Annotated in this window: 26 protein-coding genes and 1 pseudogene; 11 read left to right on the top strand and 16 right to left on the bottom strand. The window is 69.9% G+C overall.

The window, feature by feature from the left end; all coding sequences use genetic code 11:
• Positions 1-102 precede the first annotated feature (102 nt).
• From OHA64_RS25605 to OHA64_RS25560, 10 genes are all read right to left on the bottom strand, one after another.
• Positions 103-516 carry a DUF3151 domain-containing protein gene (locus OHA64_RS25605; RefSeq protein ID WP_405616902.1) on the bottom strand — a complete coding sequence of 138 codons (414 nt, stop codon included), beginning with the start codon at positions 514-516 and terminating at the stop codon, positions 103-105.
• A gap of 51 nt (positions 517-567) precedes the next feature.
• Complete coding sequence (locus tag OHA64_RS25600) at positions 568-2,034, bottom strand: MFS transporter (protein WP_405616900.1); 1,467 nt, start codon at positions 2,032-2,034, stop codon at positions 568-570.
• Between the two features lie 68 nt (positions 2,035-2,102).
• Positions 2,103-3,134 carry a class II fructose-bisphosphate aldolase gene (fbaA, locus tag OHA64_RS25595; RefSeq protein ID WP_405616898.1) on the bottom strand — a complete coding sequence of 344 codons (1,032 nt, stop codon included), beginning with the start codon at positions 3,132-3,134 and terminating at the stop codon, positions 2,103-2,105.
• 158 nt (positions 3,135-3,292) lie between these two features.
• Positions 3,293-3,841 carry an orotate phosphoribosyltransferase gene (gene pyrE, locus OHA64_RS25590; protein ID WP_405616896.1) on the bottom strand — a complete coding sequence of 183 codons (549 nt, stop codon included), beginning with the start codon at positions 3,839-3,841 and terminating at the stop codon, positions 3,293-3,295.
• Positions 3,842-3,851: 10 nt separating this feature from the next.
• Complete coding sequence (locus OHA64_RS25585; protein WP_405616894.1) at positions 3,852-4,640, bottom strand: aldose 1-epimerase; 789 nt, start codon at positions 4,638-4,640, stop codon at positions 3,852-3,854.
• Positions 4,641-4,673: 33 nt separating this feature from the next.
• A complete protein-coding gene (locus tag OHA64_RS25580; protein WP_405616892.1) occupies positions 4,674-5,501 on the bottom strand; it encodes an SRPBCC domain-containing protein in 828 nt (275 codons plus the stop codon).
• Between the two features lie 87 nt (positions 5,502-5,588).
• On the bottom strand, positions 5,589-7,226 hold the full coding sequence (locus OHA64_RS25575; protein ID WP_405616889.1) for a polyamine aminopropyltransferase: 1,638 nt from the start codon (positions 7,224-7,226) through the stop codon (positions 5,589-5,591).
• Positions 7,227-7,435: 209 nt separating this feature from the next.
• Positions 7,436-7,993, bottom strand: coding sequence for a DUF2617 family protein (locus OHA64_RS25570; protein WP_405616887.1), 558 nt, complete (start codon positions 7,991-7,993; stop codon positions 7,436-7,438).
• 434 nt (positions 7,994-8,427) lie between these two features.
• Entirely contained in the window at positions 8,428-8,748 is a 321-nt protein-coding gene (locus OHA64_RS25565) for a hypothetical protein (protein ID WP_405616885.1), read from the bottom strand.
• Positions 8,749-9,056: 308 nt separating this feature from the next.
• The gene (locus OHA64_RS25560) at positions 9,057-9,524 is read right to left on the bottom strand and encodes a hypothetical protein (protein ID WP_405616883.1); all 468 of its coding nucleotides are present in this window, start codon (positions 9,522-9,524) and stop codon (positions 9,057-9,059) included.
• 400 nt (positions 9,525-9,924) lie between these two features.
• On the opposite strand from OHA64_RS25560, the gene OHA64_RS25555 reads away from it, so the two are divergent.
• Genes OHA64_RS25555 through OHA64_RS25540 form a run of 4 tightly spaced genes read left to right on the top strand, consistent with a single transcriptional unit; the run spans position 9,925 to position 12,762 of the window.
• Positions 9,925-10,332: a winged helix-turn-helix domain-containing protein gene (locus OHA64_RS25555; protein WP_405616881.1), complete on the top strand. Its 408-nt coding sequence runs from the start codon at positions 9,925-9,927 to the stop codon at positions 10,330-10,332.
• Positions 10,287-10,946 (top strand): transposase, encoded by a 660-nt coding sequence (locus tag OHA64_RS25550; RefSeq protein WP_405616879.1) that lies wholly within the window; start codon positions 10,287-10,289, stop codon positions 10,944-10,946. The genes OHA64_RS25555 and OHA64_RS25550 overlap by 46 nt, the downstream gene beginning before the upstream one ends.
• 56 nt (positions 10,947-11,002) lie before the next feature.
• Positions 11,003-11,527, top strand: a complete 525-nt coding sequence (locus tag OHA64_RS25545) for a MarR family winged helix-turn-helix transcriptional regulator (protein ID WP_405616877.1) — start codon at positions 11,003-11,005, stop codon at positions 11,525-11,527.
• Positions 11,524-12,762 carry a multidrug effflux MFS transporter gene (locus OHA64_RS25540; RefSeq protein ID WP_405616875.1) on the top strand — a complete coding sequence of 413 codons (1,239 nt, stop codon included), beginning with the start codon at positions 11,524-11,526 and terminating at the stop codon, positions 12,760-12,762. The genes OHA64_RS25545 and OHA64_RS25540 overlap by 4 nt, the downstream gene beginning before the upstream one ends.
• A 97-nt stretch (positions 12,763-12,859) precedes the next feature.
• Here the strand turns inward: OHA64_RS25540 and OHA64_RS25535 are convergent.
• Positions 12,860-13,002, bottom strand: a pseudogene (locus OHA64_RS25535) (IS1380 family transposase); the annotation flags it as partial.
• Positions 13,003-13,123: 121 nt separating this feature from the next.
• On the opposite strand from OHA64_RS25535, the gene OHA64_RS25530 reads away from it, so the two are divergent.
• The 3 genes from OHA64_RS25530 (at position 13,124) to OHA64_RS25520 (ending at position 15,548) form a co-directional block, all read left to right on the top strand.
• Positions 13,124-13,597 (top strand): hypothetical protein, encoded by a 474-nt coding sequence (locus tag OHA64_RS25530; RefSeq protein WP_405616873.1) that lies wholly within the window; start codon positions 13,124-13,126, stop codon positions 13,595-13,597.
• 45 nt (positions 13,598-13,642) lie between these two features.
• Complete coding sequence (locus tag OHA64_RS25525) at positions 13,643-13,984, top strand: hypothetical protein (RefSeq protein WP_405616871.1); 342 nt, start codon at positions 13,643-13,645, stop codon at positions 13,982-13,984.
• 358 nt (positions 13,985-14,342) lie between these two features.
• Positions 14,343-15,548, top strand: coding sequence for a pyridoxal phosphate-dependent aminotransferase (locus tag OHA64_RS25520; protein WP_405616869.1), 1,206 nt, complete (start codon positions 14,343-14,345; stop codon positions 15,546-15,548).
• Between the two features lie 183 nt (positions 15,549-15,731).
• Here the strand turns inward: OHA64_RS25520 and OHA64_RS25515 are convergent, their stop codons facing one another.
• From OHA64_RS25515 to OHA64_RS25500, 4 genes are all read right to left on the bottom strand, one after another.
• Complete coding sequence (locus tag OHA64_RS25515; RefSeq protein ID WP_405616867.1) at positions 15,732-16,286, bottom strand: Uma2 family endonuclease; 555 nt, start codon at positions 16,284-16,286, stop codon at positions 15,732-15,734.
• 235 nt (positions 16,287-16,521) lie between these two features.
• Complete coding sequence (locus OHA64_RS25510; protein WP_405616865.1) at positions 16,522-17,052, bottom strand: YbjN domain-containing protein; 531 nt, start codon at positions 17,050-17,052, stop codon at positions 16,522-16,524.
• A gap of 126 nt (positions 17,053-17,178) precedes the next feature.
• The gene (gene clpB / locus OHA64_RS25505; RefSeq protein WP_405616863.1) at positions 17,179-19,776 is read right to left on the bottom strand and encodes an ATP-dependent chaperone ClpB; all 2,598 of its coding nucleotides are present in this window, start codon (positions 19,774-19,776) and stop codon (positions 17,179-17,181) included.
• A gap of 336 nt (positions 19,777-20,112) precedes the next feature.
• The gene (locus OHA64_RS25500; protein WP_405624103.1) at positions 20,113-20,412 is read right to left on the bottom strand and encodes a (2Fe-2S)-binding protein; all 300 of its coding nucleotides are present in this window, start codon (positions 20,410-20,412) and stop codon (positions 20,113-20,115) included.
• A 405-nt stretch (positions 20,413-20,817) separates the two neighbouring features.
• Here OHA64_RS25500 and OHA64_RS25495 point away from each other — a divergent pair, with 405 nt between their 5' ends.
• Positions 20,818-21,762, top strand: a complete 945-nt coding sequence (locus OHA64_RS25495; protein ID WP_405616861.1) for a helix-turn-helix transcriptional regulator — start codon at positions 20,818-20,820, stop codon at positions 21,760-21,762.
• Here OHA64_RS25495 and OHA64_RS25490 read toward each other — a convergent pair.
• Positions 21,725-22,762 (bottom strand): LuxR C-terminal-related transcriptional regulator, encoded by a 1,038-nt coding sequence (locus OHA64_RS25490; RefSeq protein ID WP_405624101.1) that lies wholly within the window; start codon positions 22,760-22,762, stop codon positions 21,725-21,727. The two genes, OHA64_RS25495 and OHA64_RS25490, sit on opposite strands and share 38 nt — an antisense overlap.
• A gap of 290 nt (positions 22,763-23,052) precedes the next feature.
• Here OHA64_RS25490 and OHA64_RS25485 point away from each other — a divergent pair, with 290 nt between their 5' ends.
• From OHA64_RS25485 to OHA64_RS25475, 3 genes are read left to right on the top strand one after another with little or no spacing between them, the layout of a single operon-like run.
• The gene (locus tag OHA64_RS25485) at positions 23,053-24,597 is read left to right on the top strand and encodes a circularly permuted type 2 ATP-grasp protein (protein WP_405616858.1); all 1,545 of its coding nucleotides are present in this window, start codon (positions 23,053-23,055) and stop codon (positions 24,595-24,597) included.
• On the top strand, positions 24,594-25,526 hold the full coding sequence (locus OHA64_RS25480) for an alpha-E domain-containing protein (RefSeq protein WP_405616856.1): 933 nt from the start codon (positions 24,594-24,596) through the stop codon (positions 25,524-25,526). Before OHA64_RS25485 ends, OHA64_RS25480 begins: the two co-directional genes overlap by 4 nt.
• Position 25,527: 1 nt before the next feature.
• On the top strand, positions 25,528-26,370 hold the full coding sequence (locus OHA64_RS25475; RefSeq protein ID WP_405616854.1) for a transglutaminase domain-containing protein: 843 nt from the start codon (positions 25,528-25,530) through the stop codon (positions 26,368-26,370).
• The last annotated feature ends 50 nt before the right edge of the window (positions 26,371-26,420 follow it).

The raw sequence follows: 26,420 nt of genomic DNA, 5'->3' as shown, positions 1-26,420 counted from the left end.
CCGACACGGGGGCCCCGGTCCCCGCCGGGCATCTTCTTCGATGGTCCCCGGAAAAGGCAAGGCCCGCCTGATCACACAGGCGGGCCCGGAGGGAGGGACGACTCAGCCCAGGGTCTGGGCGGCCGCCGGGGAGGAGTCCTTCAGGAACTGGGAGCAGCGCTCGTACTCCTCCTGCTCGCCGATCGCCTGCGCGGCGCGGGCGAGGGCGTGCAGGGCGCGCAGGAAGCCACGGTTCGGCTCGTGCTCCCAGGGGACCGGACCGTGACCCTTCCAGCCGCTTCGGCGCAGCGAGTCCAGGCCGCGGTGGTAGCCCGTACGGGCGTAGGCGTACGACTCCACGACGCTGCCCCGCTCGAAGGCCTCGTCGGCCAGCTGGGCCCAGGCCAGTGAGGAGGTCGGGTACTTCGCGGCGACATCGGCGGGCGCGGTACCGCCGGCGAGCAGCTCCCGCGGTTCCGGGTCGTCGGGGAGGTGGGTCGGGGGCGGGCCCCCGAGAAGGTTCTCGTGAATGGACATGGGACAAGTCTCCTCCATCCGGGGCGCGACAGCCCGCAGCCCTGTCCCCGGTCAGGACAGACGCCCCCGAGCCCGCTCCCCCTCCAGCGGCGGTGCCAGCACGGACCCGTGTGTCAGGCACTCCGGCGTCCGGCAGCCCGGCGGAGGCTTGCGTACCGTCGCGAAGGCCACCGCGGCCCCGGCCACCAGCACCACCGCGCACACCACCATGGACCGCCCGAACGCGGCGTCGAAGGCCGCCGGTGACCGGTACGCCTCCTCGCCCATTCCGGTGATCAGCGGCAGCGCGGCCACCGCGATCAGCCCCGCCGCCCGGGCCGCCGCGTTGTTGATGCCGCTGGCCAGCCCGGCCCGCGCGGTGGACACGGACCCGAGGACGGTCGCCGTCAGCGGAGCCACCAGGGCCACCATCCCCAGCCCCAGCACCAGCAGCGCGGGCAGCACATCGGTGACGTAGGACGCCCCCGGCCCGACCCGCAGCATCAGCAACATCCCGGCGGCGCACAGCAGCGGTCCCACCGTCAGCGGAATCCGCGGCCCGATCCGGTGCGCCAGCTCACCGGAGCGCGCGGACAGCAGCAGCATCATGGCGGTCGTCGGCAGCAGGGCGGTACCGGCGCCGAGGGCCGAGTAGCCGACTGCCACCTGGAGCTGGAGCGCGGCGAGGAAGAAGAACCCGCCGAAGGCCGCGTACACGCACAGCGTGACCAGGTTGACCGCGGTGAACTGGCGGGACGCGAAGATGTCGAGCGGCATCATCGGATCGGGGCGGCGCTTCTCGACGTACACGAAGGCCACCGCGGCGGCCAGACCGGCGACGGCCGACACGACGACGACGAGGGTTCCCGAGCGGGCCTCGATCAGCGCGTACGTGACCAGCGCGAGCGCCGCCGCGCCGAGGACCGCGCCGAGCACGTCGAAGCGGCCGTGGGTACGGCTGTCCGTGGACTCCGGAACGTGCCGGACGGCGATCGGCGCGCACAGCAGCGCCAGCGGGACGTTGAGCAGGAACACCCACCGCCAGCCCGGGCCGTCGACCAGCCAGCCGCCCACGAAGGGTCCGACGGCCGCCCCGACCCCGCCGAACCCCGACCACAGGCCGACGGCCCGCCCCCGGTCGTCGGGATGGAAGGAGGCCTGGATGAGGGCGAGGGAGCCGGGGGTGAGGAGCGCGCCTCCGACCCCTTGCAGGGCACGGGCGGCGACCAGCACACCGGCGTTCGGGGCGATGCCGCACAGCAGGGAGGCCGCGGCGAACCAGACGACGCCGACGACGAAGACCTTGCGGCGGCCGAGGCGGTCGCCCAGGGAGCCGCCGAGCAGGATCAGGCTGGCCAGCGTCAGCGTGTACGCGTTGACCGTCCACTGGAGGGCGGCGAGGTCCGCGTCGAGGTCACGGCCGATGCGCGGCAGCGCGACGTTGACGACGGTCGAGTCCAGCAGGGCCATGCTGGAGCCGAGGACGGTGGTGAGCAGGATCCACTTGCCCTGCGGGGAGGCCAGCCGGACATCGGGCATGCCCCAGGTATACAGCGAGCCCGGTGCCATGGCACCGGGCCCACCTCAAGCCGCCGTAAAAGAAGGGGCTACTTGATCTTCGTGCCCGCCGAGCGCAGGTTCCGCGTGGCCTCGACGACACGCGCGGCCATGCCCGCCTCGGCCAGCTTGCCCCAGGTGCGCGGGTCGTAGGTCTTCTTGGAGCCGACCTCGCCGTCGACCTTCAGGACGCCGTCGTAGTTGCGGAACATGTGGTCCGCGACCGGACGTGTGAAGGCGTACTGGGTGTCGGTGTCGATGTTCATCTTGACGACGCCGTTCTCCAGCGCGGTCGCGATCTCCGCCTCCGAGGAACCGGAGCCGCCGTGGAAGACGAAGTCGAAGGGCTGGGAGTCGGCCGGCTTGCCGTACTTCGCGGCCACGCCGTCGTTCAGCTGCTTCAGAAGCTCGGGACGCAGCACCACGTTGCCCGGCTTGTACACGCCGTGGACGTTGCCGAAGGAGGCGGCCAGCAGGTAGCGGCCCTTCTCGCCCAGGCCCAGCGCCTCGACCGTACGCACCGCGTCGTCGACCGTCGTGTACAGGGAGTCGTTGATCTCGTGCGAGACGCCGTCCTCCTCGCCGCCGGTCGGGGTGATCTCCACCTCGAGGATGATCCTGGCGGCGCGGGCCTTCTCGAGCAGCTCCTGCGCGATGGTCAGGTTGTCCGCCAGGGTCTCCGCGGAACCGTCCCACATGTGGGACTGGAACAGCGGGCCCAGACCGGCCTGGACACGCTTCTCGGAGATCGCGATCAGCGGGCGGACGTACGTGTCGAGCTTGTCCTTGGGGCAGTGGTCCGTGTGCAGGGCGACGGTGACCGGGTACTTCTCGGCGACGATGTGCGCGAACTCGGCGAGCGCGACCGAGCCCGTCACCATGTCCTTGCTGTACTGACCGCCCAGGAACTCGGCGCCACCCGTGGAGATCTGGATGATGCCGTCGCTCTCGGCCTCCGCGAAGCCGCGCAGGGCAGCGTGCAGGGTCTGGGTCGAGGTCACGTTGATGGCCGGGTAGGCGAACTTGCCTGCCTTCGCCCGGTCGAGCATCTCGTTGTAGACCTCGGGGGTTGCGATGGGCATCTGTCCGCTCCTTGGTATGTGCGGGTTGGCGTTCTGCGTACTACGGCCCTGACCTAGACCTTGGGGGTGACGTCATCGTCGGCCCCATCTTTCCAGACTTGACCCGTTGGGCCCTCCCTGGTGTCCAAGGTGTGGATAACCCGGCACCTGTGGACAACTCAGTCCAGGCCCAACTCGTCCTTGGAGTAGGCGAAGAGGTACGGGACGCCCGCACCCTGCTGGATCTTCTCGGCGGCGCCGGTCGCCCGGTCGACGATGGTCGCGACGGCGACGACCTCGGCACCCGCCTCGCGCACGGCCTCGACGGCGGCGAGCGGGGAGCCGCCGGTGGTGGAGGTGTCCTCGACGACCAGGACCCGGCGGCCCACGATGTCCGGACCCTCCACCCGTCGCTGCAGGCCGTGCGCCTTGGCCGCCTTCCGCACGACGAAGGCGTCCAGCTTCCGGCCGCGGGCGGCGGCCGCGTGCAGCATGGCGCCGGCGACGGGGTCGGCGCCCATGGTCAGCCCGCCCACCGCGTCGAACTCCAGGTCGGCGGTCACGTCGAGCAGCACCTGCCCCACCAGCGGGGCGGCCTCGCCGTCGAGGGTGATGCGCCGCAGGTCGACGTAGTAGTCGGCCTCGAGACCCGACGACAGGGTCACCTTGCCGTGCACGACGGCCTTGTCCTTGATCTGCTGCAGCAGCTCGCCGCGAACGTCAGTCATGCCTGTCAGCTTAGAGGCGACGCCAAGTCCACGTGGTGGTGGCTTCGAGCGGCTCCAGCGGCGTGACCAGCCGGGGAAGAGTGTTCAGTCCGTCGGGCGGCCCGGTCTGCGGCTCCACGCACACGGCCGCCTCCTGCTCGTCGTACACGACGACCCACTGTTCGGGGCTGGTGACCTTCAGCTCCAGCCGCTCGGGCCAGGTCAGCGTGACGTCGACGCCTCCCGGCATCCCGAAGCAGTCGTCCCAGGGGCCGGGCTTCGGGTCGAGACGGGTGCCGGTGGGCAGGTGGTCGTCGCCGCGCTCCTCCTGCCAGTCGGGGCTGAAGTCGATCCGTACGTCCTCCTGTCCCAGGTTCCGGTTGAACCACGGGTGCCAGCCGATCTGGGCCGGGAAGGAGGAGCCGTACGTCTCCACCGACATGGTCAGCGTCAGCGCGTCCCCGGTGAGGCCGACCACCTGCGTGACCCGGCCCGGGTAGGGCCACGGCTCGACCAGGTCGTACGTGATGACCGCCTCGTCCCCGGTGACGCGGGCGGTGCGCCAGGCACCGTCGCGGGCGGTGCCGTGGATGGCGTGCGGCGGGGAGTTGAGCGGCATCTGGTGGACGGACCCGCCGTCCCGGAACCTGCCCTCCCTGGTCCGGCCGCACCAGGGAACCATCGGGAAGCAGCCGAAGCGGTCGCCCTGCCTCAGGAGCTCGACTCCGTCGACCCGGAGCCCTCCGATCCGGCCGCCATTGCCCGGCCGCACGGTCACTTCCGCGTCACCCGCGGTCAGCGTGATGTCTTCGTTGCTCACGGGACGACCCTACTGGGGTGATCAAGGGGGCGGTCACCGGCGTTTGCGCAGCGCTCTGGTGACGACGATGGCCGAGGCCAGCGCCACCGCGGCCGCCGGCGCGGCCCAGCGGAGCGTCTGGTTGGGGGAGATCGTCTGCGGGGCCGGGACGGGGGCGTAGCGGCCCCGCGGCGGCGCGTGGTCGACCTCCTCCGCACTGCGACCGATCATCGTCCGACGCGCGTGCGCGGCCTCGGCGGGCGGTCCACCGGCGTCCTCGAAGCGCTCGGGGAGGGACGACCCAGGGGCCTCGGCCTCGAAGGCGGGGGACGACTCGGGAGGCGTCGGGGGCTCGGGAGGGGTGGGAGGGGTCGGAGGCGTGGGAGGCTCCGCGAGCTGCGACTCCTCAGGCCCCTGCCCCTTCGGCGTCTCCCGCTCTCCCTCCGCCGCGGTCCCCGGGCTCTCCACGGCTCCCAGGTTCTCCGCGAACCTGCTGAGCAGACGGGTGGCGGCCGAGGCCACCGCTTCCGGCGGCAGTTCCGTGACCCGGCCGTCCGCGGAGGCGGTTCCTTCGAAGGTCGCCGTGGAGCCACCGTCCGTGTCCCGGACGAAGATCGTGAGCGTCAGCTTCACCGCGCCGGTGCCGCGGGCCTCGGTCGCGTCGCCCTCGACGGCGTACGAACCGTCGTCCCGCCCGGAGATCCGCACCGAGCCGCGGTAGGTGATGGAGTGGCTGCCGACGCGCACCTTCAGCCGTCCAGTGCCGGGTTCGGCGCCGGCGTCCTGCTGGAGCCCCGGAACCGCCCGGGCGACTCGCGCGGGGTCGGCCAGTGCCTTCCTGAGCCGCTCGGCCGGAACCGGAACGAACACCTCATGCTCCATATCAGCGGACTCTACCCAGTGGGCGCCGTCGTGCACCTTGGTTGGTCGAAAGTGACCGCGCGAAGTGACCACGCGTTACCCGTGGTGTCAGTACCGCGGATGTACCAGCGTCGACACCGGCAGCCCCTGGATCCTCGTCCCGGCCGCCGCCCGCGCGTCCGCCGTCAGGGACGCCTGGGTCAGCGTGCGCGGGCGCGGTCCGTCCGGGGCGAGCCGCAGGGGCGGTCGGGACGCGGCGGACGCGAGGACGAAGCCCCAGTCCCGCGGGGCCCGTTCCGGGCCGGCCGTGCGGTCGGGGCCCGCGGTGAAGCCGGAGTCGCGGCCGCCGACGCGGTAGGGCGCGGTGCGCAGTCCGGCCGCCCGGATCGTCGTGTCCACCGTCCAGAACACGCGCCGGCGGGAGGCGACCGGCCCGGCGTGCACCGCCAGCCGGCCGTCGTCCGCCAGGACGCGGCGAACGAGGTCGTAGAACTCCCGCGAGTACAGCTTGGTGCTCGCGGTGATGCCCGGGTCGGGCAGGTCCGCGATCACCACGTCGTACGCGGCCGAGGGCGCCCGGCGCAGCCAGCCGAAGGCGTCCGCCGTGTTCACGTGGACGCGCGCGTCGCCGTACACATGGCCGTTGAGTTCCGCCAGCGCCGGGTCCTGACGGGCCAGCCGTACGACGGCCTCGTCGATCTCGACGATGTCGACGGTGCGCACGTCCGGGTGGCGCAGCGCCTCCCGCGCGGCCAGTCCGTCGCCGCCGCCGAGGACCAGCACGCGCGCGTGGGGGCCGTTCATCGCGGGCTGGACCAGCGCCTCGTGGTAGCGGTGCTCGTCCCGGCCGCTGACCCGGAGCCGGCCGTCGAGGAAGAGGCCGACGGGCCGGCCGTCGGTGCCGCCGGTGAGGACGACCTCCTGGATGTCCGTCTGCATCGCCACCCGTACGTCGTCGCCGTACACCGCCTGTCGTGCGGCCCGTTCGAAGTCGTCGACGAGTACGGCGGCCGTGGCGAGGAGGGCGAGCACGGCGAGGTTGGCCGCCAGGAGCAGACAGCGGGCCCGGCGGGTCAGGTCGCGGCGGAACAGGCCGAGGACGAGCACGGCGCCGGCGACCGCGTTGACCGTGCCGGTGAGCAGGGCACCGGTCAGCTGGCCCAGAAGCGGCAGCAGCAGGAAGGGGAAGGCCAGGCCGCCGACGAGGGCACCCACGTAGTCCGCGGCGAACAGGTCCGCGACCGCGCCGCCCGCGTCCTGGCGGCGGATGCGTTGGATCAGCTCCATCAGGAGGGGGACCTCGGCGCCGATCAGCACGCCGATGGCGAGGGAGAAGGCGACCAGGAGGCAGCGCGGGCCGCCGGCCCACAGGCCGCCCCAGGCGCCGGTCCAGGCGAACACCGCGTACAGGGCCATCGCGCTGCATCCGCCGACGAGGGCGAGCGCGGCCTCCAGTGCGCCGAACGCGGCCGCCGCGTGCCAGCGCAGACGCTTCGCGGCGAGCGAGCCGATGCCCATCGCGAAGACCATCACGGACAGGACGACCGAGGCCTGGGTGACCGAGTCGCCGATCAGATAAGAGGCCAGGGCGACGAGTTCGAGTTCGTACACGAGCCCGCAGGCCGCACAGACGAAGACGCAGGCGAGGACGAAGAACCTGCCCGTGTCAGGGCGGACGGGCAGCCGCGCAGGGCCTGCCCTGGGCGGCGTGGTGCCGGGCGGGGCGGGCGCGTGCGGTTCGATCACGCTGCGACGTTACGTCACGGCAACGGCACGCTTCGTCACCCACACGTGTGGAACTTTGGGTCGATCGGGCGCCCGGTGTTTGAGTGGGCGCCCATGTGGACGTCCGAGTCGGCGCCCCGGTGGAAGGCCGCCGCCGGACCCCGCCGTGGGCACCCGGGCCCCGTGCCGTTCGGCCGCCGCACGGCGTGACGGCCTGAACAGCCGTGCTCTCAGAAGCCGGACGGGCTGAGACACGCCTCCCGTCGGCCGGGCTGAGCCGCCGTCACCCGGGCGCCGACCTTCGTCCGCGTGGCCACCAACTGCCCGTCCTGCGGATACGCGTGCCAGGTACGCCAGTGCACCTGTCCCTCGTGGCGGTGGGCCAGCAGCGCGGTGAAGGCGTGCGGGCTGCCCGGGAAGACGCCCGCGAGGCCGCCCGGGTGGTCGGCGACCAGGGCCAGCAACTCCTGGGCGCGCGCCGCGAACTGGCTCGGCGAGAGGAGCTCCACGCGGGCGGCGAACTCGTACTCCCATTCGCCGACGCGCTTGGCCACGCCCAGCGGGAGGGGTGTGCTGCTGCCCGGGATGCATGCCACGGTCTCCGAGCAGCTGCCCCGCGCCTCTTCCAGAAGCACCTGGTGGGACGCGCCGAGGAGTCGCAACTGGAGCTTGGACCCGGCCAGTTCGAGGTCGAGCGTGGCCAGTGCGGGAAGTGGCTCGCGCCCCAGGGTCCAGGCGAGGTCGGCCGCGCATGTGTCGGTGTAGGAGGTGTTCAGGGTCGTGAGCATGGATCGGCTCCGCTAGCACGCAAAGAAAGGGAGGTGTGGGTACGACGCACCCCGGTCGACACCGGGGATTCGGCCCGGTCGGCCCAGTCGGAGTGTCAGGGAGGGGTCCGCGTGGGGTCCGAGGGCCGCGTCGGCGTGTAAGAGGGAATCATGAACTGTGGCGCCGCCACAGTGTTTTTACCCAACTTCGTGGGGTTTCCATCCCTCAGAGGGCTCCACAGCTCAACTGTTCAGCCCCGGCGTGCGCCGAGGCGGCGGGAGCGTACGCCGGAGCAGTGCTACGCCCGCCGGGCGCGCTGCCCGGCGGGCGTATGGAATGAGTGACGCGGTGTGCGGTGGGTGACGACGGCCGGGGGACTCGGTGGCGTACCCGCTTCCCCCGCCGGGAGCTCAGCTGCCCCGTGTCAGCTGCCTCCCGGAAGCGGTTGCCCGCCTCAGCCGCCGCCTCCCCCGCATCCGCCCCCGCCGCCGCCCCCGCAGGACGAGCCGCCTCCGCAGGACGACCCGCCTCCGCAGGAGTGGCCGCCGTGGTGCCCGCCCGACGACCCCCCGTCGGAGGAGCCCGAGCCGCTGTCACCGAACGACGCGCCGCCCGCGGCCCACCAGCTGCGGTCGGACCCGCTCCCCGACGACCGGCGGACCCGGCCGCCACGCCCTCCCGCGCGCACCGCGCTCCGCCGGCGGTTGCCGGCCGCGGCGCGGAACGCGCCGATCAGGACGATGCAGAAAACCGCCAGGATGATGCCGATGACCATGGCTCCACCCTCCTTCCGATTCCCCCGAAGCGACCCCCCGTGGGCGCCTCGCTGGGTGCGTGCCGAGGAGATGCCCCTCCGTCACACGAGCCAAAGCAGAGTTGAGGAACTTCAGAGGCTTCTCTCGGGGCGACGACCCCTGACCTGCACAGAAGGGCAGTTCAGGGGCCGTCCGCACCTCACTGGGCCGTCTGTGGGCCGTGATCTACCCCGAAGATGCGCTGAAACGCAGAGTCGATGGCGCGGCAGGCACGCTCGCGGCAAGTGATCCGACAAGCTGGACGACAAGTGACGCGACCAGCGTCTACCTAGCTTGCCTTGATGACATAGGCCTTGTTGGAGATGGGTCGCACGCCGGGAGGCAGGTAGTTCGGGACCGCGCCATCCGAACCCTTGCGGTCCAGCAACTCCTTGTACGCGGCATCGTCCATGACGTACACCGCCACTTCCATTTTGGTGCCCTTGGGCCAGCGCGCCAGCTCCACGGTCTCGCTGTACTGGCCCGGCTCGTCGAGGGGTCCCTTGGTGTAAAAGTTCGGATGACTGCCGTTAGCGTCCTTGATGGATGTTCGACCGATCCACATGAGGTGCTGCGATTCCTGCCGTCGGCATTCCATCTCCCCAGTCACCGTCCCCACGTCCTGCACGGTCTGCGTGCTAGGACGGAGCGTCACGTCGTACCCCGACTGTTCTCCACACTCGGGCAGTGTCTCGTCGTCAGGCCACGACAAATACAGTGCCGCGATGGCCACGAGGGTAGCCACCGCCGCGCTCACGGCGCTCACCCACGCTGGCACTTTCCCGCCGTCTGTTCCGGCCTTCCCACCGTCCGTTCCGCCCATAGATCTCCCCCCTCTTCCAGCCGAGCCGCCCTCCCCTTAGGCGACAGGAAGACATCTTTTCCAGATCGATGGCAAAAATGACATAACCCATGTAACAGCTATGTCACACAATGTACCTACCGCCCTACTAGAGATCTTTAACAGTTCGGGTTACGCCGGGTCGTGACGGCTGTCGTGTGCCGCGCTATGCCGGAGGAATGAGATATCCCGATGGTGGTGGATTGACTGCCAAGGAACGGTCTCGGCGTGAGCAAGTCCGAAACTCGCAGCTGCTGACCTGATCGAGGCCGGGGCCAGCGACCGGGAGGTGGCCCGACGGTTCAGGGTGACCCGGATGCCGGCGAACCGCTGGCGGCGGGCGTTGTCTTCGGGCGGGCGGCAGGCCCTGGCCTCCAAGGGCCCCGGCGGTGCCCGCTGCAAGCTCGACCCGGGACAATTGCGTGTGCTGGAGACGGTGTTGGACGTCGGCCCGGCCGCCTCCGGTTGGAGTGACCAGTGCTGGACGCTGGCCCGGATCGCCGAGATCGTGCGCCGACAGTTCGGCGTCGAATACACCCTGGCCGGGCTGGACCTGCTGCTGCACCGCATCGGCTGGAGCGTGCAGGTCCCCTCCCGCAGGGCCACCGAGCGGGACGAGGCGAAGATCGCCGCCTGGAAGGACGAGCAGTGGCCTGTCATAAAAAGAAGGCGGCGGACTTGGGCGCCTGGCTCTGCTTCGAAGACGAAGCCGGCCAGGGCCTGAGGCCGCCCAAGGGCCGCACCTGGGGCCGCCGGGGTAACACCCCGGTGGTGCGGGTGACCGCAGCGGGGACCAAGCGTGTCTCGATGGCGGCGCTGATCTGCGCCAAAGCCGGCCACCGGCCACGGCTGATCTACCGCACTCACCTCGACCGCGGCCCCGCCAAAGGCCGCTGCAAGGGCTTCACCGAGACCGACTATGCCCGTCTGCTGGACGCCGCCCACCAGCAACTCGGTGGACCGATCGTGCTGGTGTGGGACAACTTGAACACGCACGTCAGCCGCACCATGCGCGAGCTGATCGCCGCCCGATTATGGCTGACCGTCTACCAACTACCGCCGTACGCGCCCGAGCTCAACCCGGTGGAGGGTGTGTGGTCGCTCCTGAAGAGGTCGCTAGCCAACCTCACCAAACAGAGCCTCGACCAACTCACCAAGCTGGTGAAGACCCGGCTCAAAAGCATGCAATACCGCCCCTGTCTCATCGACGGCCTCGTAGCCAAGACCGGGCTCGACCTCCAATGCTCTGTGCCGCCCAGCAGTGACCGCCGTCACGATGATGCATCTGGTGCAGCATGTGTCGACAGACCGCCCAGGCGGGAAGCTCGCACTTACTAAATCTGCTCAAAGTCCAGCGATTGAAGAGCTATGCAGTAAGCGTTAGCTTGGTAAGCATGGTTGATGTTCCAGAAGAGGCATCGAAGGATCTGGTCTTGGCCGAGGCGTTGCGGTGGGGCGTGTCCCGCCTGGCTTCCCGGCTACGCGTCGAGCAGCCGGGGAACAGCCGCTCCTTGACGCGGCTGGCCGCATCCGTGCTCGCCAACCTTCGGCACAGCGGCCCACTGACCCCGTCGGAACTGGCCGCCATCGAAGGGCTGCAGACCCAGTCACTGACCCGGGTGCTCAACGAGTTGGAGGAACACGGGCGAATTCGCCGTTCGAAGAGCGAGGTGGATGCCCGTCGCCAGAACATCGAGGTCACGGAAGCGGGGCGGGAGGCGCTGCGGGAGCACGTACGCGATGGCAACGCCTGGCTGGCGGCTGCACTGCGTCAGACCCTGTCACCGGCCGAGCGCGGTGTGCTGCAGATCGCCGCCGGGCTGCTGGAGCAGGTGGCGGAGGCTGAGGTGGCCGTCGATGGGTGCCGGGGGCCGGCGCAGGCGTCAGGGCAGGTCGAGGGGGCGGCCCCGGCGCTATGACTACTCACTCAACCGGTAAGGCATCAGCCGGTCATCAGCGCCCGTCCACCGAACTTCCGAAACGGCTCCCGCTGTTGCTGGTCCTGGCCGGACTGAGCGGCGCAAGCCCGCTGGCCACAGACATGTACGTCCCCGCCCTCCCCGACCTGGCCCGCTCCTTGGCAACCGATGCTTCCGGCGCGCAAATGTCGCTGACCGGGTTCCTGGCCGGAATCATCGTCGGGCAACTCGTTCTGGGCCCCCTCAGTGATGCGGTCGGCCGCCGACCCGTCCTCATCGGCGGATCCGTGCTGTTCACTGTCTTCTCCGTCGTGTGTGCTCTGGCGCCCACGGTTGAGGTGCTCAACACGGCACGAGTCGGGCAGGGCGTCGCGGGAGCGGCCGGGATCGTTGTCTCCCGCGCTGTCGTGGCCGACCTCTACGACGACCGTGAACTCCCCTTGGTCTTCTCCCGCCTGGGAGCGATCACCGCCACGGCCCCGGTCCTGGCCCCCTTAGCCGGAGGCGCCCTGCTGCTCGCGGTGTCCTGGCGCTACGTCTTCGCCGTCCTCGCCCTCATTGGCATACTCCTGTCGCTGGGCGTATGGCGCTGGATCCCCGAGTCCCACCCGTCCCACGCCCGCCTCATTGGCGGGATGACCGCCAGCCTGCGCGCCATCGCAGAGGTCGCCGCACAGCGCGCCATCCTCGCACCGGTGCTGGCCCTCGCCTGCGGTGGGGCCGCCGTCTTCGCCTATATCGCCGGAACCACCTTCGTCTTCCAGGACATCTACCGTCTCTCCCCGGCTCTTTCCAGCCTCGTCTACGGCGTCAACGCCGTCGGCAACATGGCGGGGAGCCTGGCCTACGGCCACCTGGCAAAACGCCGGACCCCCGAGGCTCTCCTCATCATCAGCGGGACGCTGGCGACAACGGGGGCGGCAACACTACTCCTCATCCAGGCGACCGCTGGCAGCACCACGCAGCTGACCTGGCTATGCCTGTTGATCACTATCAGCGCATTCGGCATCTTCTTCCCAGCCGTGATCACCGTCGCTCAGAGCCGCGGACGCGCTGCCCCGGGAGCCACCTCCGCTCTCCTGGGCGGAAGCCAGTTCCTCTTAGGCGCGGCCGCATCCCCCCTGGTCGGGCTATTCGGTACCCAGAGCCCGGCGCCCATGGCAGCCGTGATGAGTAGTTGTCTCGCCCTGGGAACCCTGGCCGCCATCGCCACCAAACGTGCACACGCCTCCTGAGGGTTGCTACCCCAAGGGTGCTGATCACGACCTGGACAACAGAGAGTCCTGCGCCAGAGACCTTCAGCCGCCGTAACGCCAGCGCTTGAAGGTCTCTAGCCGTCAGCGGGTGATGAGCGTAGGTCTTTCTTCCAGGTCGCCGCTGCGTCCAATGTGCGCGGTCACGAGGAAGCCGTCGAGGTCGACCGTGGCCTGTCCGTCGGTGTCCGGGGCGCTCTTGCCCGCCAACGACCAGACCCGGCCCATCTGACAAGTATTTGTTTGACGGTGTGCAGTCACTGATGAAACGGTGCAGCGGCGTCGCCAATGAGGCGCTTGACATCAACTCCCCGCTGACCACGGGGAGAACAGAGGGGAACACATGCTTTTCAACACTTCCGTCAAGGCAGCGCTGTCTGCTGCTGCCGCCATGTCAGCCCTGCTGATCCCGGCAGCCGGTTCCGCGTCCGCCGCGTCCTCCGCCTCCGGGGAGTCCGTCACAGCAGCGGCCGGCAGCTTTGACGCCAAGTGCAGGAGCCACAGCCGCAACTACGTCCTGAAGAAGTACTACCGAGGGCCCCAGTTCTTCACCCTGCGCTGTGGCACAAGCACGTGGGGTTGGAAGCACATCAAGGCGCGACACGGCTGGAACAGCACGATGGACCGGAAGATAGACAATGCCATCTATTCCGGGGATGCCAATGGCCGCGGTGGTTACTCCACCTACACGATTCAGTGCCCGCGCGGGCGAGTGGAGAAGTTCCGCACCATCATCGGTACCCCGGCCGGGACCAACGACCTCCTGACGGCCTACAAGGTTGATCAACCGGCCGCCGCTGGCGCTGCTCGCTGCTAAACACCGCTTTGGGGCGTGGGCTGAGGTGAAAGGTAATTTGTACCTGTGGAGGAACAGACACCAGCCGATCAGGCCCTGAGTCGCTCGTACGTCACCGCTGACGGGCTCCGTTTCGACGTCATCAAGATGTCGGTCGACTACCATCCGGACCGCAGCGCGACGTTGACGTACTGGCTGACTGTGGGCCGCGAAGGCCACCCGGACGAGCGTTGGGTGGTCGCTCTGCCCTGGGACGACAAGTCCTGGGTGGACGTACTCACCTCGCCCGCGCCGCCTCCCGACCGACTGCGGCAGCTCGTGCACCTCGTCCGTGCCCATCTGGAAGAGTGGTGGGACACGAAGGGACACAACCGACAGTCGGCGAAGTTGGGACGGCCACTTACCTGACCATCTCGCGCCCGACGCCGGTGTAGGCACGTGGGCGTCACGGCTCCGAGTTCGGGCGGCGACGACGCCCTGTGGGGCGTCACCCCCGCAAGAAAGGCGCCGCGAACACGCTGGCCGTTCTCAAATTCCGGACCAAACAGCACCGCACATCCAACCGCCATGACCAACCAACTCGGCGAACCTACGTGGTCACAGCACTAGCGGGCCGGGCCGTCTGTGGGCCGTCCGAGAGCGGCCAACGGCGACAGACGACGACAGTTGCCGATGCTCTCCCCCTGCTCAGAGACGGTGCGCCGGGTCCCAACGCAGGTGTCACTCACCGAACGTAAGTTGAGGAACTCCAGAGCTTGGGCGCAGGATGACCGGCATGACCTCCAGCGCACGCCCCCTCCTCAACCGCCGGCTCGCCGAGTTCGGGACGACGATCTTCGCCGAGATGTCCGCCCTGGCAGCGAGCACCGGGGCGATCAACCTGGGCCAGGGCTTCCCCGACACGGACGGCCCCGAGGAGGTCAGGGAGGCGGCCGTACGGGCGCTGCGGGACGGTCGCGGCAATCAGTACCCGCCCGGCCCGGGCGTGCCCGAGCTGCGTACGGCGATCGCCGCTCACCAGGAGCGGCGGTACGGGCTGTCGTACGACCCGGACACCGAGGTGCTCGTCACCGCGGGCGCCACGGAGGCGATCGCCGCCGCGCTGCTCGCCCTGGTCGAGCCCGGGGACGAGGTCGTCGCCCTGGAGCCGTACTACGACTCGTACGCGGCCGGCATCGCCATGGCGGGCGGCACGCGCGTGCCGGTCACCCTGCGTGCGCACGAGGGCAGCTTCCGGCTCGATCTGGACGAGCTGCGCGCCGCCGTCACCGACCGCACCCGCCTGCTGCTGATCAACACCCCCCACAACCCCACCGGCACCGTCCTCACCCGTGCGGAGCTGACCGCGATCGCCGAGCTGGCCGTGGAGCGGGATCTGCTCGTGATCACCGACGAGGTGTACGAGCACCTGGTCTTCGACGAGGCCGAGCACGTGCCGCTGGCGACCTTCCCGGGGATGCGTGAGCGGACGGTCTCGATCAGCTCGGCCGGCAAGACGTTCTCGTTCACGGGCTGGAAGGTGGGGTGGGTGACGGCCGCTCCGGGGCTGGTCGGCGCGGTGCGCTCGGCGAAGCAGTTCCTGACGTACGTCTCGGCGGGCCCCTTCCAGTACGCGGTTGCCGAGGCACTGGCCCTGCCGGACTCGTACTTCGTCGACTTCCGCGCGGACATGCTGGCCAAGCGCGACCTGCTGGCGACGGGGCTCGCGGAGGCGGGCTTCAAGGTGTTCCGGCCCGCGGGCACGTACTTCGTCACCACCGACATCCGTCCCCTCGGCACTGCGCTGTCCGCAGAGGGCGACGGCGTCGCCTTCTGCCGCACGCTGCCGGAGCGGGCCGGGGTCGTCGCGGTGCCGAACGCGGTGTTCTACGACCACCGGCAGGAGGGGGCCCCGTTCGTACGGTTCGCGTTCTGCAAGCGGACAGCAGTCCTGGAGGAGGCGGTGCGCCGCCTCAAGACACTGCGCAAATAGAGCCCTGGGCCGTTGACCAATTCGGTGTCCTTCGGGTGGCTCGGGGAGGCGTACACCAGGATCACAGTCGAGGCGTCCTGGCCTCCCAACCGGTCGCGGCCTCCGTCGTCCCGTGGATGACGTTCCAGCCCCTCAGAGGAGGGACGCCCTCACCCCCGACGACGCCGCCCCGGCAGTCCTTCGTCAGCGAGCGTCCGCCTCGGGCTCCGGGCGCGGGAGTTCGTCGAGGTCGAGCGTGAAGGTGCGGCCGTCGGCCAGCGGGATGGGGAGTTTCCCCGTGCCGTACTTGTGGGTGTGTGCCGCGATGTAACCGGTGGCCGTGGGCTCGGTGTGGAGGACGACTTCCTGCGCGTAGGGGTCCACGACCAGGTAGATCGGGATTCCGTAGCGGCCGTACTTCGCGGTGCAGTCGTCGTAGTCCTTGCGCGCGGAGGAGGTCGAGACGACCTCGGAGATCAGCAGGACGTCCTCGAAGCTGTAGCGCTTGCCTTCCCGGCGGGCGTCCTCGCGAAGGATCGCCAGATCGGGGGCGGAGTTCTCGTCGGCGGGGAAGTCGATGTAGACGTCGGAGGTGACCTTCGCGTGACGGCCGAGGGCGAGAGCGGAGTCGATCTGCATCGATCTGATCGTGCTGGAGTGCTCTTCGCTCTGCGGAGTCATGATCACCTTTCCGTCAGCTCCGAACAGGACCGTGTACCCCTTGGGGAACTCGGTGTGCACGATCGCGTCGACGCTCATGGACGACTCCTTCCCGTGAGTGGTCAGGATACGACGGACAGTGCCGCTTCACCGAGCCCGGCGGTACGTCTGTGCGACCGGTCAGGACAGGTTCCGCGGCCGGCTCACCGGCGAACGGCGAGAGCCCGGCTCAGGCGCCCGACCTCGGTGGTCGGCGCCCTGGCCGGGCTCTCCCCCGCGTTCGGCGGGTGCCTGGTGGCACTCGCCGGACACCGTTGCGGCGACGGTCCGAGGACTACTCCTCGTCGTCCTCCGGCTTCTCAGCGTCGTTGACCTCCTCCTCCAGGCCCAGCTGCTCCACGAGCCACTTGTCGAACTCGATGGCTGCGCGTACCCAGCTGACCGTGGAGGAGACGAAGTGCTCCAGGCTCACACCGGTGCCGATCAGCATCTGCGCCTCGCCGATGAGGCGGACGGTGCCGTCGTCGTGGGTGTGGCTGTAGACCTTGGGCCACAGGGTGCGCCGGTTCCAGTCGTCGATGGACTCCAGCAGCAGTGGCTTCTCGTCGATCTTGTGGGGCCGGTCGTAGAACGTCCGCACGGAGAAGACCTGCTGGTCCCCTTCGCCGCGGAACATGAAGTACGTACGGAACTGCTCCCACGGCGCCGCGAGGTCACCCTCGTCGTCGACGACGTACTTGAGCTCCATCTGGTCGAGGAGCTGCTTCACAAGATCCTGATCCGGGACGACGGGGCCCGCCGGTCCTTGCGGCTGCGGCTCGGGCTGGCCCCCGAAGTTCGGAATCGAGGACGGGTCGATGGTCACCGTGATTTTCCCTTCGTACGGATCCCGCCATCCTCCCCCATGCGGGGAGGGGGGTGGCAAGCCCCGACGGGGCCTGTCAGCCCTCGGCTGACGGGATCCGGTCGGTGCGGACGTACCGCGGACGTACTACAGAGTCTTCCCCGTTGCCGGGCCCACGATCAGCCCCTCCCCGAAGGCGTCCACCCGGACCGTGTCGCCGTCCTTGATCTCGCCGGAGAGGATCTCCTTGGCGAGGCGGTCGCCGATGGCGGTCTGGACGAGGCGGCGCAGGGGGCGGGCTCCGTAGGCGGGGTCGTTGCCCTCGTCGGCGAGCCAGGCGAGGGCCTCGTCGGTGATCTCCAGGGACAGCCGGCGCTCGGCGAGTCGCTGGGCCAGACGGTCGACCTGGAGGCGGGCGATCCGGCGCAGTTCGTCCTTCGAGAGCGCCGAGAAGACGACCAGGTCGTCGAGCCGGTTGAGGAACTCCGGCTTGAAAGAGGCGCGGACCACCTCCAGCACCTGTTCCTTCTTCTCCTGCTCGCTGGTGATCGGGTCCACCAGGAAATGGCTGCCCAGGTTGGACGTCAGCACCAGGATGGTGTTGCGGAAGTCGACCGTGCGGCCCTGACCGTCGGTGAGGCGACCGTCGTCCAGCACCTGGAGGAGGATGTCGAAGACCTCCGGGTGGGCCTTCTCCACCTCGTCCAGCAGCACCACGCTGTACGGGCGGCGGCGCACCGCCTCCGTCAGCTGGCCGCCCTCCTCGTAGCCGATGTAGCCGGGCGGGGCGCCGACCAGGCGGGCCACGGTGTGCTTCTCGCCGTACTCCGACATGTCGATGCGGATCATCGCCCGCTCGTCGTCGAAGAGGAAGTCGGCGAGCGCCTTGGCGAGTTCGGTCTTGCCGACGCCGGTGGGGCCGAGGAAGAGGAACGAGCCGGTCGGGCGGTCCGGGTCGGCGATGCCGGCGCGGGTGCGGCGGACGGCGTCGGACACGGCCCGCACGGCCTCGCCCTGGCCGATCAGCCGCCTGCCGAGCTCCTCCTCCATGCGCAGCAACTTCTGCGTCTCGCCCTCCAGGAGGCGGCCGGCCGGGATGCCGGTCCAGGCGGCGACGGTGTCGGCGATGTCGTCGGCGCCGACCTCCTCCTTGACCATGGTGTCCTTGGCCGCCTCCTCCTCGGCCTCCGAGGCGACCTCCAAGTCCCGTTCCAGGGACGGGATCTCGCCGTAGAGCAGCTTGGACGCGGTGTCGAAGTCGCCGTCGCGCTGGGCGCGTTCGGCCTGGCCGCGCAACTCGTCCAGCTTCTCCTTCAGTTCACCGACCCGGTTGAGGGACTGCTTCTCCTTGTCCCAGCGGGCGGTGAGGCCGCGCAGTTCCTCCTCCTTGTCGGCGAGGTCGCGGCGCAGCTTCTCCAGCCGCTCGCGGGAGGCCGGGTCGGTCTCCTTGCCGATGGCCAGCTCCTCCATCTTCAGCCGGTCCACGGCACGCTGGAGCTCGTCGATCTCGACGGGCGAGGAGTCGATCTCCATGCGCAGGCGGGAGGCCGCCTCGTCGACCAGGTCGATGGCCTTGTCGGGGAGGAAGCGGGAGGTGATGTACCGGTCGGAGAGGGTGGCCGCGGCGACCAGCGCGCTGTCCGCGATCTGCACCTTGTGGTGGGCCTCGTAGCGGCCCTTGAGACCGCGCAGGATCGCGATGGTGTCCTCGACGGTCGGCTCGGCGACCAGCACCTGCTGGAAGCGTCGCTCGAGCGCCGGGTCCTTCTCGATCCGCTCGCGGTACTCGTCGAGGGTCGTCGCACCGACCATGCGCAGCTCACCGCGGGCCAGCATCGGCTTGAGCATGTTGCCCGCGTCCATGGCGGAGTCCCCGCCGGCGCCCGCGCCGACCACGGTGTGCAGCTCGTCGATGAAGGTGATGATCTGCCCGTCGGAGTCCTTGATCTCCGCGAGGACGGTCTTCAGCCGCTCCTCGAACTCGCCCCGGTACTTCGCCCCCGCCACCATCGCGCCCAGGTCCAGCGCGACCAGCCGCTTGTTCTTGAGGGACTCGGGCACGTCGCCCTTCACGATCCGCTGGGCCAGCCCCTCGACCACGGCGGTCTTGCCGACGCCGGGCTCGCCGATGAGCACCGGGTTGTTCTTGGTGCGGCGGGACAGCACCTGCACGACCCGCCGGATCTCCTGGTCCCGCCCGATGACGGGGTCGAGCTTGCCCTCCCGCGCGGCGGCGGTGAAATCCGTCCCGAACTTCTCCAGGGCCTTGTACTGGCCCTCGGGGTCTGCTGTGGTCACCCGGCGTCCTCCCCTTGCCTTCCGGAAGGCCTCCAGCAGCTTCTTCGCCGTGGCGCCCTGACCGGAGAGTACGTCGCCGGCCGCGCCGCCCTTCGCCGCGATACCGATGAGCAGGTGCTCGGTGGAGAGGTACTCGTCCCCGAGGTCCGTGGCCCGCTCGCCGGCGTCCGCGATCACCGCGAGCAGCTCGCGGTTGGGCTGCGGGGGCGCGACGGTGGACCCGGTGACGCTCGGCAGGCCGGCCAGCACCCGCTCGACGCCGGAACGTACGGCCACCTGGTCGGCGTCGACCGCGGCGAGCAGGTCGGTGATGTTCTCGTTCTCCTGGCCCTGGAGCAGGGCCAGGAGCAGATGGGCGGGGGTGAGGTCCGGGTGCCCGTCGGACAGGGCGCGGTTTCCGGCCGCGTTGATCGCGTCCCGGCTCCGGTTGGTCAGCTCGGCGTCCACGTTCGCGTTCTCCTCCTGGCGTCATCCCGTGCCGACTCAGCGCGCCGGCTCAGCTTGCTGACTCAGGCAGCGTACACAAACTTGAGTCTATTCCACTCAAGGTGCGGGGCGGACGGGACCCGCCCAGGAGACGGGTACCCCGGATGGAAAGCGCACGAGCGGTCGGTAAAGACGCGTAGGAACCCGCCGATGATCGACCAGTTCCAGCCACTACAGGATTGGGTCGAGATCCCGAAATGTCCCGCGAAAACTGCAGCGGCGTCACCGTGTTCAGGTCACGGTGACGCCGCTGCGGGGGGAAGCACCTGAGCGATCTGTTACGACGGGGGAATCGCGTCAGGCACTGCGGGGGGTGGCTGAGATGGTTTGAATGTCGGGGACGTCCGGCTCCACCAGACGGTGATCCCGCTGATCCAGATTCACGAAGATCATTCCGTACCGGATGGCACACCGCACGGGCTGCGGCGCTCCGCGGGGCTTGCGCAGACACCGGTACGCCCGTACGTCCTCGTCGTCCTCGTCCCGGGTCACGACGACCGGCTCACCGAACACGGTCACCATCAACGAGTCACCGGCGTGGGGGATCGCGGTGGCCAGGTCGATGAAGTGCCAGCCCGAGCGGTAGGCGGTCGCCATTTCGCGACGGAAGGAGCGGTCGTCCGGTGGAGTGGTCACGTCAGCTCCCGGCTTCTTCTGCCACAGCACCCGCCTCACCGGTGGTGCCCGTGACGTCGGCGTTCACGGCCACCGACGGCCAGCTGCTGTTCGCCCGAACGTCTTCCTTCCCACCGTTCGCGCTACCCAGCGCTCCTAGGGCCACGACGGCGGAGAAGGCGGCGACAAGTACCGAGCGAAGCATTTTATTACGCATAGTCGGCTTCGTCCTCACTTGAAAGTCCCCTTATCCCCCGTCGAATACGACGATGGCTCATTCGGGCACGTCATGGCCACACAATCGATGCATCATGTTCCTGCACGTTCAGGACCCTGGGGGGTGGAGATTTGGCAACGAATCGCACTAAAGGCACACATCCCCATGCGATGACGGAGTTGTGCGAGGAAGGCAGTCGCCTTTACGCCACCGCTCTGCGGGTCGGACGGGTCGCCCGTACCGACGCGGAAACCGCCCCGTGCCTCATGGAGTTCGCCCTCCTTCACCCCGATCCCGACGACCCCGAACTGCTGCGCCCGGTGCCCCCGGCGGTGGCACTGGCCCAGCGGCTCAACCCGCTGGAACGCGAGATCAGCGAGCGCCGCCGCCGGTCCGTCCAACTCTCGGACGCCTTCGAGCCGTTCATGGCCCTCAGCACTCAGGTGACGACGACCAGCGACTCCCTCACGGTGCTGGAGGGCGGCGACCGGATCAACACGGCGCTCAACATGGCCACGGACCAGTGCCGGTCGGAGATGCTCACGGTCCAGCCGAGCGACCGCATGTCCGAGGCCAGCCTGCTGCAGGGAATGGAACGCGACCGGCCGCTGATCGAACGAGGCGTACGGATCCGCACGCTCTACCAGCACACGGCCCGCTACAGCCAGGAGAAGCTGGCCTACGCCTCCCACCTCGCGGCCGGCAAGGCGGAGTACCGCACCATCGACGAGTTGGTGGAACGGGTGATCATCTGCGACGAGACCGTCGCCTTCATCCCCACCCGGGACGACCAGCAGGTCGCTCTGGAGCTTCGCCACCCCGGCCTCGTGCGTTATCTGATCAAGGTCTTCGAGTACCTGTGGGACCGTGCCGTCCCGCTGAGCACCGGCGCCCCCTACGAGGCCGCTCCCGACGGCATCACGGAGATCCAGCACTCCATCGCCAAGCTTCTCGTCGAAGGCCACGTCGACGAGGCGATCGCCCGTCGGCTGGGCATGAACGTGCGCACCTGCCGCGCCCACATCGCCAAGCTCGCCTCCGCCCTGGGCAGCGGAAGCCGCGCCCAGCTCGGCTACCTCATCGCCCAGTCCGGGATCCTTGATCGGGCAGAGTGAGCCGGGTGGCCTCCGTCCGCGCCGGGCCGTCCAGGCCCACCTGGGCGATGCGGACGCCGAGTTGGGTGCGGCTGGCAGCGCCCAGAGTGTCCGACAGTCGCGCGATGTGGGCCCGGCAGGTGCGGACGCTTATCCCCAGCCGTTCCGCGATCACCGCGTCCTGGTGGCCCTCCGCCAGCAGGGCCGCGATGGACTGTTCGCGGTGGGAGATCCCCTCGATGCCGGTGTCGGGCAGCGGGGCGGTGAGCGGGATCGCCAGCCGCCAGAGGCGTTCGAAGACCGTGACCAGGTAGCCGACGAGGGCCGGGTGGCGCAGTTCCAGGGCCAGCGTGCGGTCCGCGTTCGCCGGGATGAAGGCGACCGTGCGGTCGAAGAGGATGAGGCGTTCGATCACCTCGTCCAGCGTGCGCGCCTGGACCGCGCCGCCCATCAGCTCCAGGTAGGTGAGCAGGCCCTGACCGTGCCGGGCCACGTGGGTGTACAGGTCGCGCATGCGCACGCCCCGGCCGCGCAGGGCCAGCGCCCGGTGCAGCCCCTCCGTCAGCTCGTGCTCGGGGCGGATGCCGCCGGGCTGCACGCTCAGGACCTCGCTCGTGCACGCCTCGGTCGCCTCGTCCATCGCGGCCTGGATGCGGGACAGTCCGTCCAGGACCCGGATCGCGCTGCCCTCAGCGGCGGTCGCCTGCGGTGGCCGGCCGCCGAGACCGGCGTACCACTCGAAGGCCGCGACCGCCGAACCCACCCGCCGCTGGCTCGTGCTGACCTCGTCGTACAGCCCGCGCAGCAGCCGTGTCATGACCTCCTGCGGGGCGGTCGGCACCAGCCAGTCCATGTCGTCGGGGTCCGGGTGCAGCAGGGCCAGCTCCAGCAGACAGGGCACCGCTTCCGCGTCGCAGCGCGGCACCCGGCCCCGCCGTACGGCCCGGGAATACACGCGATCCCCGGCCTCGCACAGACGGTCGGCACCGTGTGGATGCTGCTCCGCCGCGTGCCCGGCCATCACCCCGTTCACCCCCCGGTTCCAGCGTCTTCCGCAGCGCAACTATGCGCGGACCGGACCGGCACCGCAACACGGCTCTCCGCGCCACGACCGCCGAAAAGCGTCCATTCGACCTGTTATTCCCGGGCCCCCGACCGGCTCGTCGCAACAAGCTGACGGCGCCTCCGCGAACCCACCCAAAAGCCACGAACCCGTCTGTACGGGCACCCTCGGACCCATTCGTTCCGCACGTGAACTGCCGGAAACGAAGCAGTGATCAGCGTGTTACCCACCGCACTTAGCGTCAGGTCATGGCGGACATATTTGACGCATACGCGTTGGCCGACGCGTGGGACGAGATGTTCGAGCGGCCGGGTGAGGTCAGGGCCGCCTATGAGCCGGTGCTGGCGGCGCTGCAACCGATCGAACCGAGTGAACTCCGATTTCGGGCGGACCAGATGGCCCGGGCGTTCACCGACCGGGGCGTGACCTACGCCTTCGCGGGCGAGGAGCGCCCCTGGCCGCTGGACCTGGTGCCCAGGATCCTCGACGCCCTGGAGTGGGACCTCATACAACGCGGGGTGAGTCAGAGAGTCAGGGCCCTGGAGGCCTACCTCGCCGACGCCTACGGTCCCGCCCGCGCCTTCGAGGACGGTGTGGTGCCCTGGCGGCTGCTCCTCAACTCCCCCCACTTCCACCGTGCGGCCCATGGCGTCGAGCCGCCGGGCGGCGTACGCATCCATGTCGCCGGCATCGATCTCGTCCGGGACGAGGCCGGGGACTTCCGGGTGCTGGAGGACAACGTGCGGGTGCCCAGCGGAGTCTCGTACGTCATCGAGAACCGCCGGGCGATGACCCGGATCTTCCCCTCCCTCTTCGCCGAGCAGCACGTCCTGCCGGTCGACGGCTACTGCCACCGGCTGCTCGCCGCCCTGCGCGCCGCCGCGCCCGACGGCATCCAGGATCCGCGCGTCGTGGTCCTGACCCCGGGCCCGAACAACGCCGCCTACTTCGAACACGCCCTGCTCGCCCGGCTGATGGGCGTGCAGCTGGTCGAGGGACACGACCTGGTCTGCCGGGGCAACCGGGTGTGGATGCGGACCACCCGGGGCGAGGTTCCCGTCCATGTCGTATACCGGCGTCTCGACGACGACTTCCTCGACCCGCTGCACTGCCGCCCGGACTCGGTGATCGGCTGCCCCGGCATCATGGGCGCGGCCCTGGCGGGCAACGTCACCCTCGCCAACGCGGTCGGCAACGGCATCGCCGACGACAAGCTGCTGTACACGTACGTCCCGGACCTGATCCGCTACTACCTCTCCGAAGAACCGGTTCTCCCCAACGTGGAGTCCTTCCGCCCGGACGAACCCGGCCAGTTGGAAGCGGTCCTCGACCAGATCGACCAGCTCGTCATCAAGCCCGTCGACGGGGCCGGCGGCCAGGGCATCGTCATCGGTCCGAAGGCCGACCGCGAGACACTGGAGCGCACCCGCGAGGCCGTCGTCGCCGACCCGCGCGGCTTCATCGCCCAGCGCCCCGTCGCCCTGTCCACCTCGCCCACCCTCGCGGGTGAACACATGGCGCCGCGCCACATAGACCTGCGGCCCTTCGCCATCAACGACGGCAACGACGTCTGGGTCCTGCCCGGCGGACTCACCCGGGTCGCCCTCCAGGAGGGCAACCTGATCGTCAACTCCAGCCAGGGCGGCGGCTCCAAGGACACCTGGGTGCTCGCCGAGGGGCCCGCCGCACAGCCTGTGCCGGTCAGCGCCGGCTCGCTGCCCGCCGTGGCCCCCCGCCAGCTAGGACCCGACGGCACCCCCACCGTCGTACAGGAAGGGGCGCAGCAGCAGTGAGCGACGTGATCCTCTCCCGGATAGCCGAGGCACTGACCTGGACCGGCCGGTATGTCGAGCGGGCGGACAACACCGGCCGCATCCTCGACGCCTATCTGCACCGCATGCTGGAGGACCCCTGGCGCGACGAGGACGTGGCCTGCCGGTCGTTGTACGCGATCCTCGGTGTCGACGCCGGCGACGAACGCGTCGACATGCAGCAGGTCCTGGACCAGCTGGCCTTCGACGCCCTGTCCACCTGCTCCATCGAGGGCGCGCTGGGCGCCGCCCGGCTCAACGCCCGCAGCGCCCGCGAGGCGGTCTCCTCGGAGATGTGGGAGTGCCTCAACTCCACCTGGCACGCCCTCGCCGACCAGCGCCTCGCGGCCCGCCGTACCGGCCCCTACGGCTATCTCGAACTCGTACGCCGCCGGGCCGCCCTCTTCTTCGGGCTCGCGGACTCCACCATGAGCCGGGACGACAGCTGGCGTTTCGTCGTCCTGGGCCGCAGCCTGGAGCGGGTGGACATGACCGTACGGCTGCTGTCGGTACGGGTGCTGGACGCCGCCCACGCCCCCGACTGGCCGACCCTGCTGAGCGCGTCCGGCGCCGACGAGGCGTACGCGCGCGTGTACAGCGGTTTCGGCGACACCCCGCGGGTGGCCGAATTCCTGCTGCTGGACCGCGACTTCCCGCGCTCGGCCCTGCACGCGCTGACCACCGCCGAGGAGTGCCTGTCCGCCCTCGGCCGCCCCCGCCAGGACCCGGCGCGCCGCCCGATCGGCCGGATGCGCACCCGCCTGGAGTATCTCGACTCGCAGGCCCTGGAGGAGCAGCTGCCGAGCCTCCTGCGGGATCTGCAGCAGTCCTGCATGGCCTCCGCCGACGGAGTGGCCGAGCGGTTCTTCCCCTACCGGGGGCCCGTCGAGTGGGCCCAGGAAGGAGCCTGAGATGGCTCGTCGTCTCCGCATCCGGCATGTCACCCGGGTCTCCTACGCCCAGGCCGCGGTCTCCTCCCACAACGAGGTCCGCATGACCCCGCTGACCCTGCCGGGGCAGACCACGCTGGACTCCCGGGTCGCCATCAGCCCGACGGCCACCACCTGGTCGTACTGGGACTACTGGGGCACCCAGGTCACCGGCTTCGACCTGATGGACCCCCACGCCGACCTCACGATCACCGCCTCCAGCCTGGTGGAGACCAGTGCGCCGGACCCGCTCCCGCAGGCACCGGACTGGCCGGAAATCGCCGAACACACCTCCCGTTCCCGCCTGCTGGAGTTCGCGGGCGACACTCCCCGCACGAAGGTCTCCGCCGAGTTGGTGGAGCAGGCGAGGAGCGCGGCGGCCGGCCTCGACCCGCACGAGACCGCGGCCGTCGTGTCGTCCCTGGTCGCCGACCGGGTCTCGTATCTTCCCGGCTCCACCGGCGTGACCACCTCCGCCGCCGAGGCGTGGGAGCAGGGCGCGGGCGTCTGCCAGGACATCGCCCATGTCACCCTCGCCCTGCTGCGGGGCCTGGGCTTGCCGACGCGATACGTCTCCGGTTACCTCCACCCCGAGCGGGAGGCGGAACTGCACCGGCCGGTCGCCGGGCAGAGTCACGCCTGGGTGGAGTACTGGGCGGGCGACTGGTGCGGCTACGACCCGACCAACCGCACCCGCCCCGACGAGTCCCACGTGGTCGTGGGCCGGGGCCGCGACTACGACGACGTCACCCCGCACAAGGGCATCTACCGAGGCGTGGCGGGCGGGCTTCCGCAGGTGACGGTGGAGTTCACGCGGGTGGCCTGAGGTCGTTCGCCGTCTCCTCCTCGGCTCTTCCCTCTGCCTAAAGCTCTTAG

Source organism: Streptomyces sp. NBC_00076, from assembly GCF_045041235.1.
Lineage (GTDB): Bacteria > Actinomycetota > Actinomycetes > Streptomycetales > Streptomycetaceae > Streptomyces.
The sequence above is the reverse complement of the archived record's forward strand: the minus strand, read 5'-3'. Positions and strand labels throughout refer to the sequence as shown.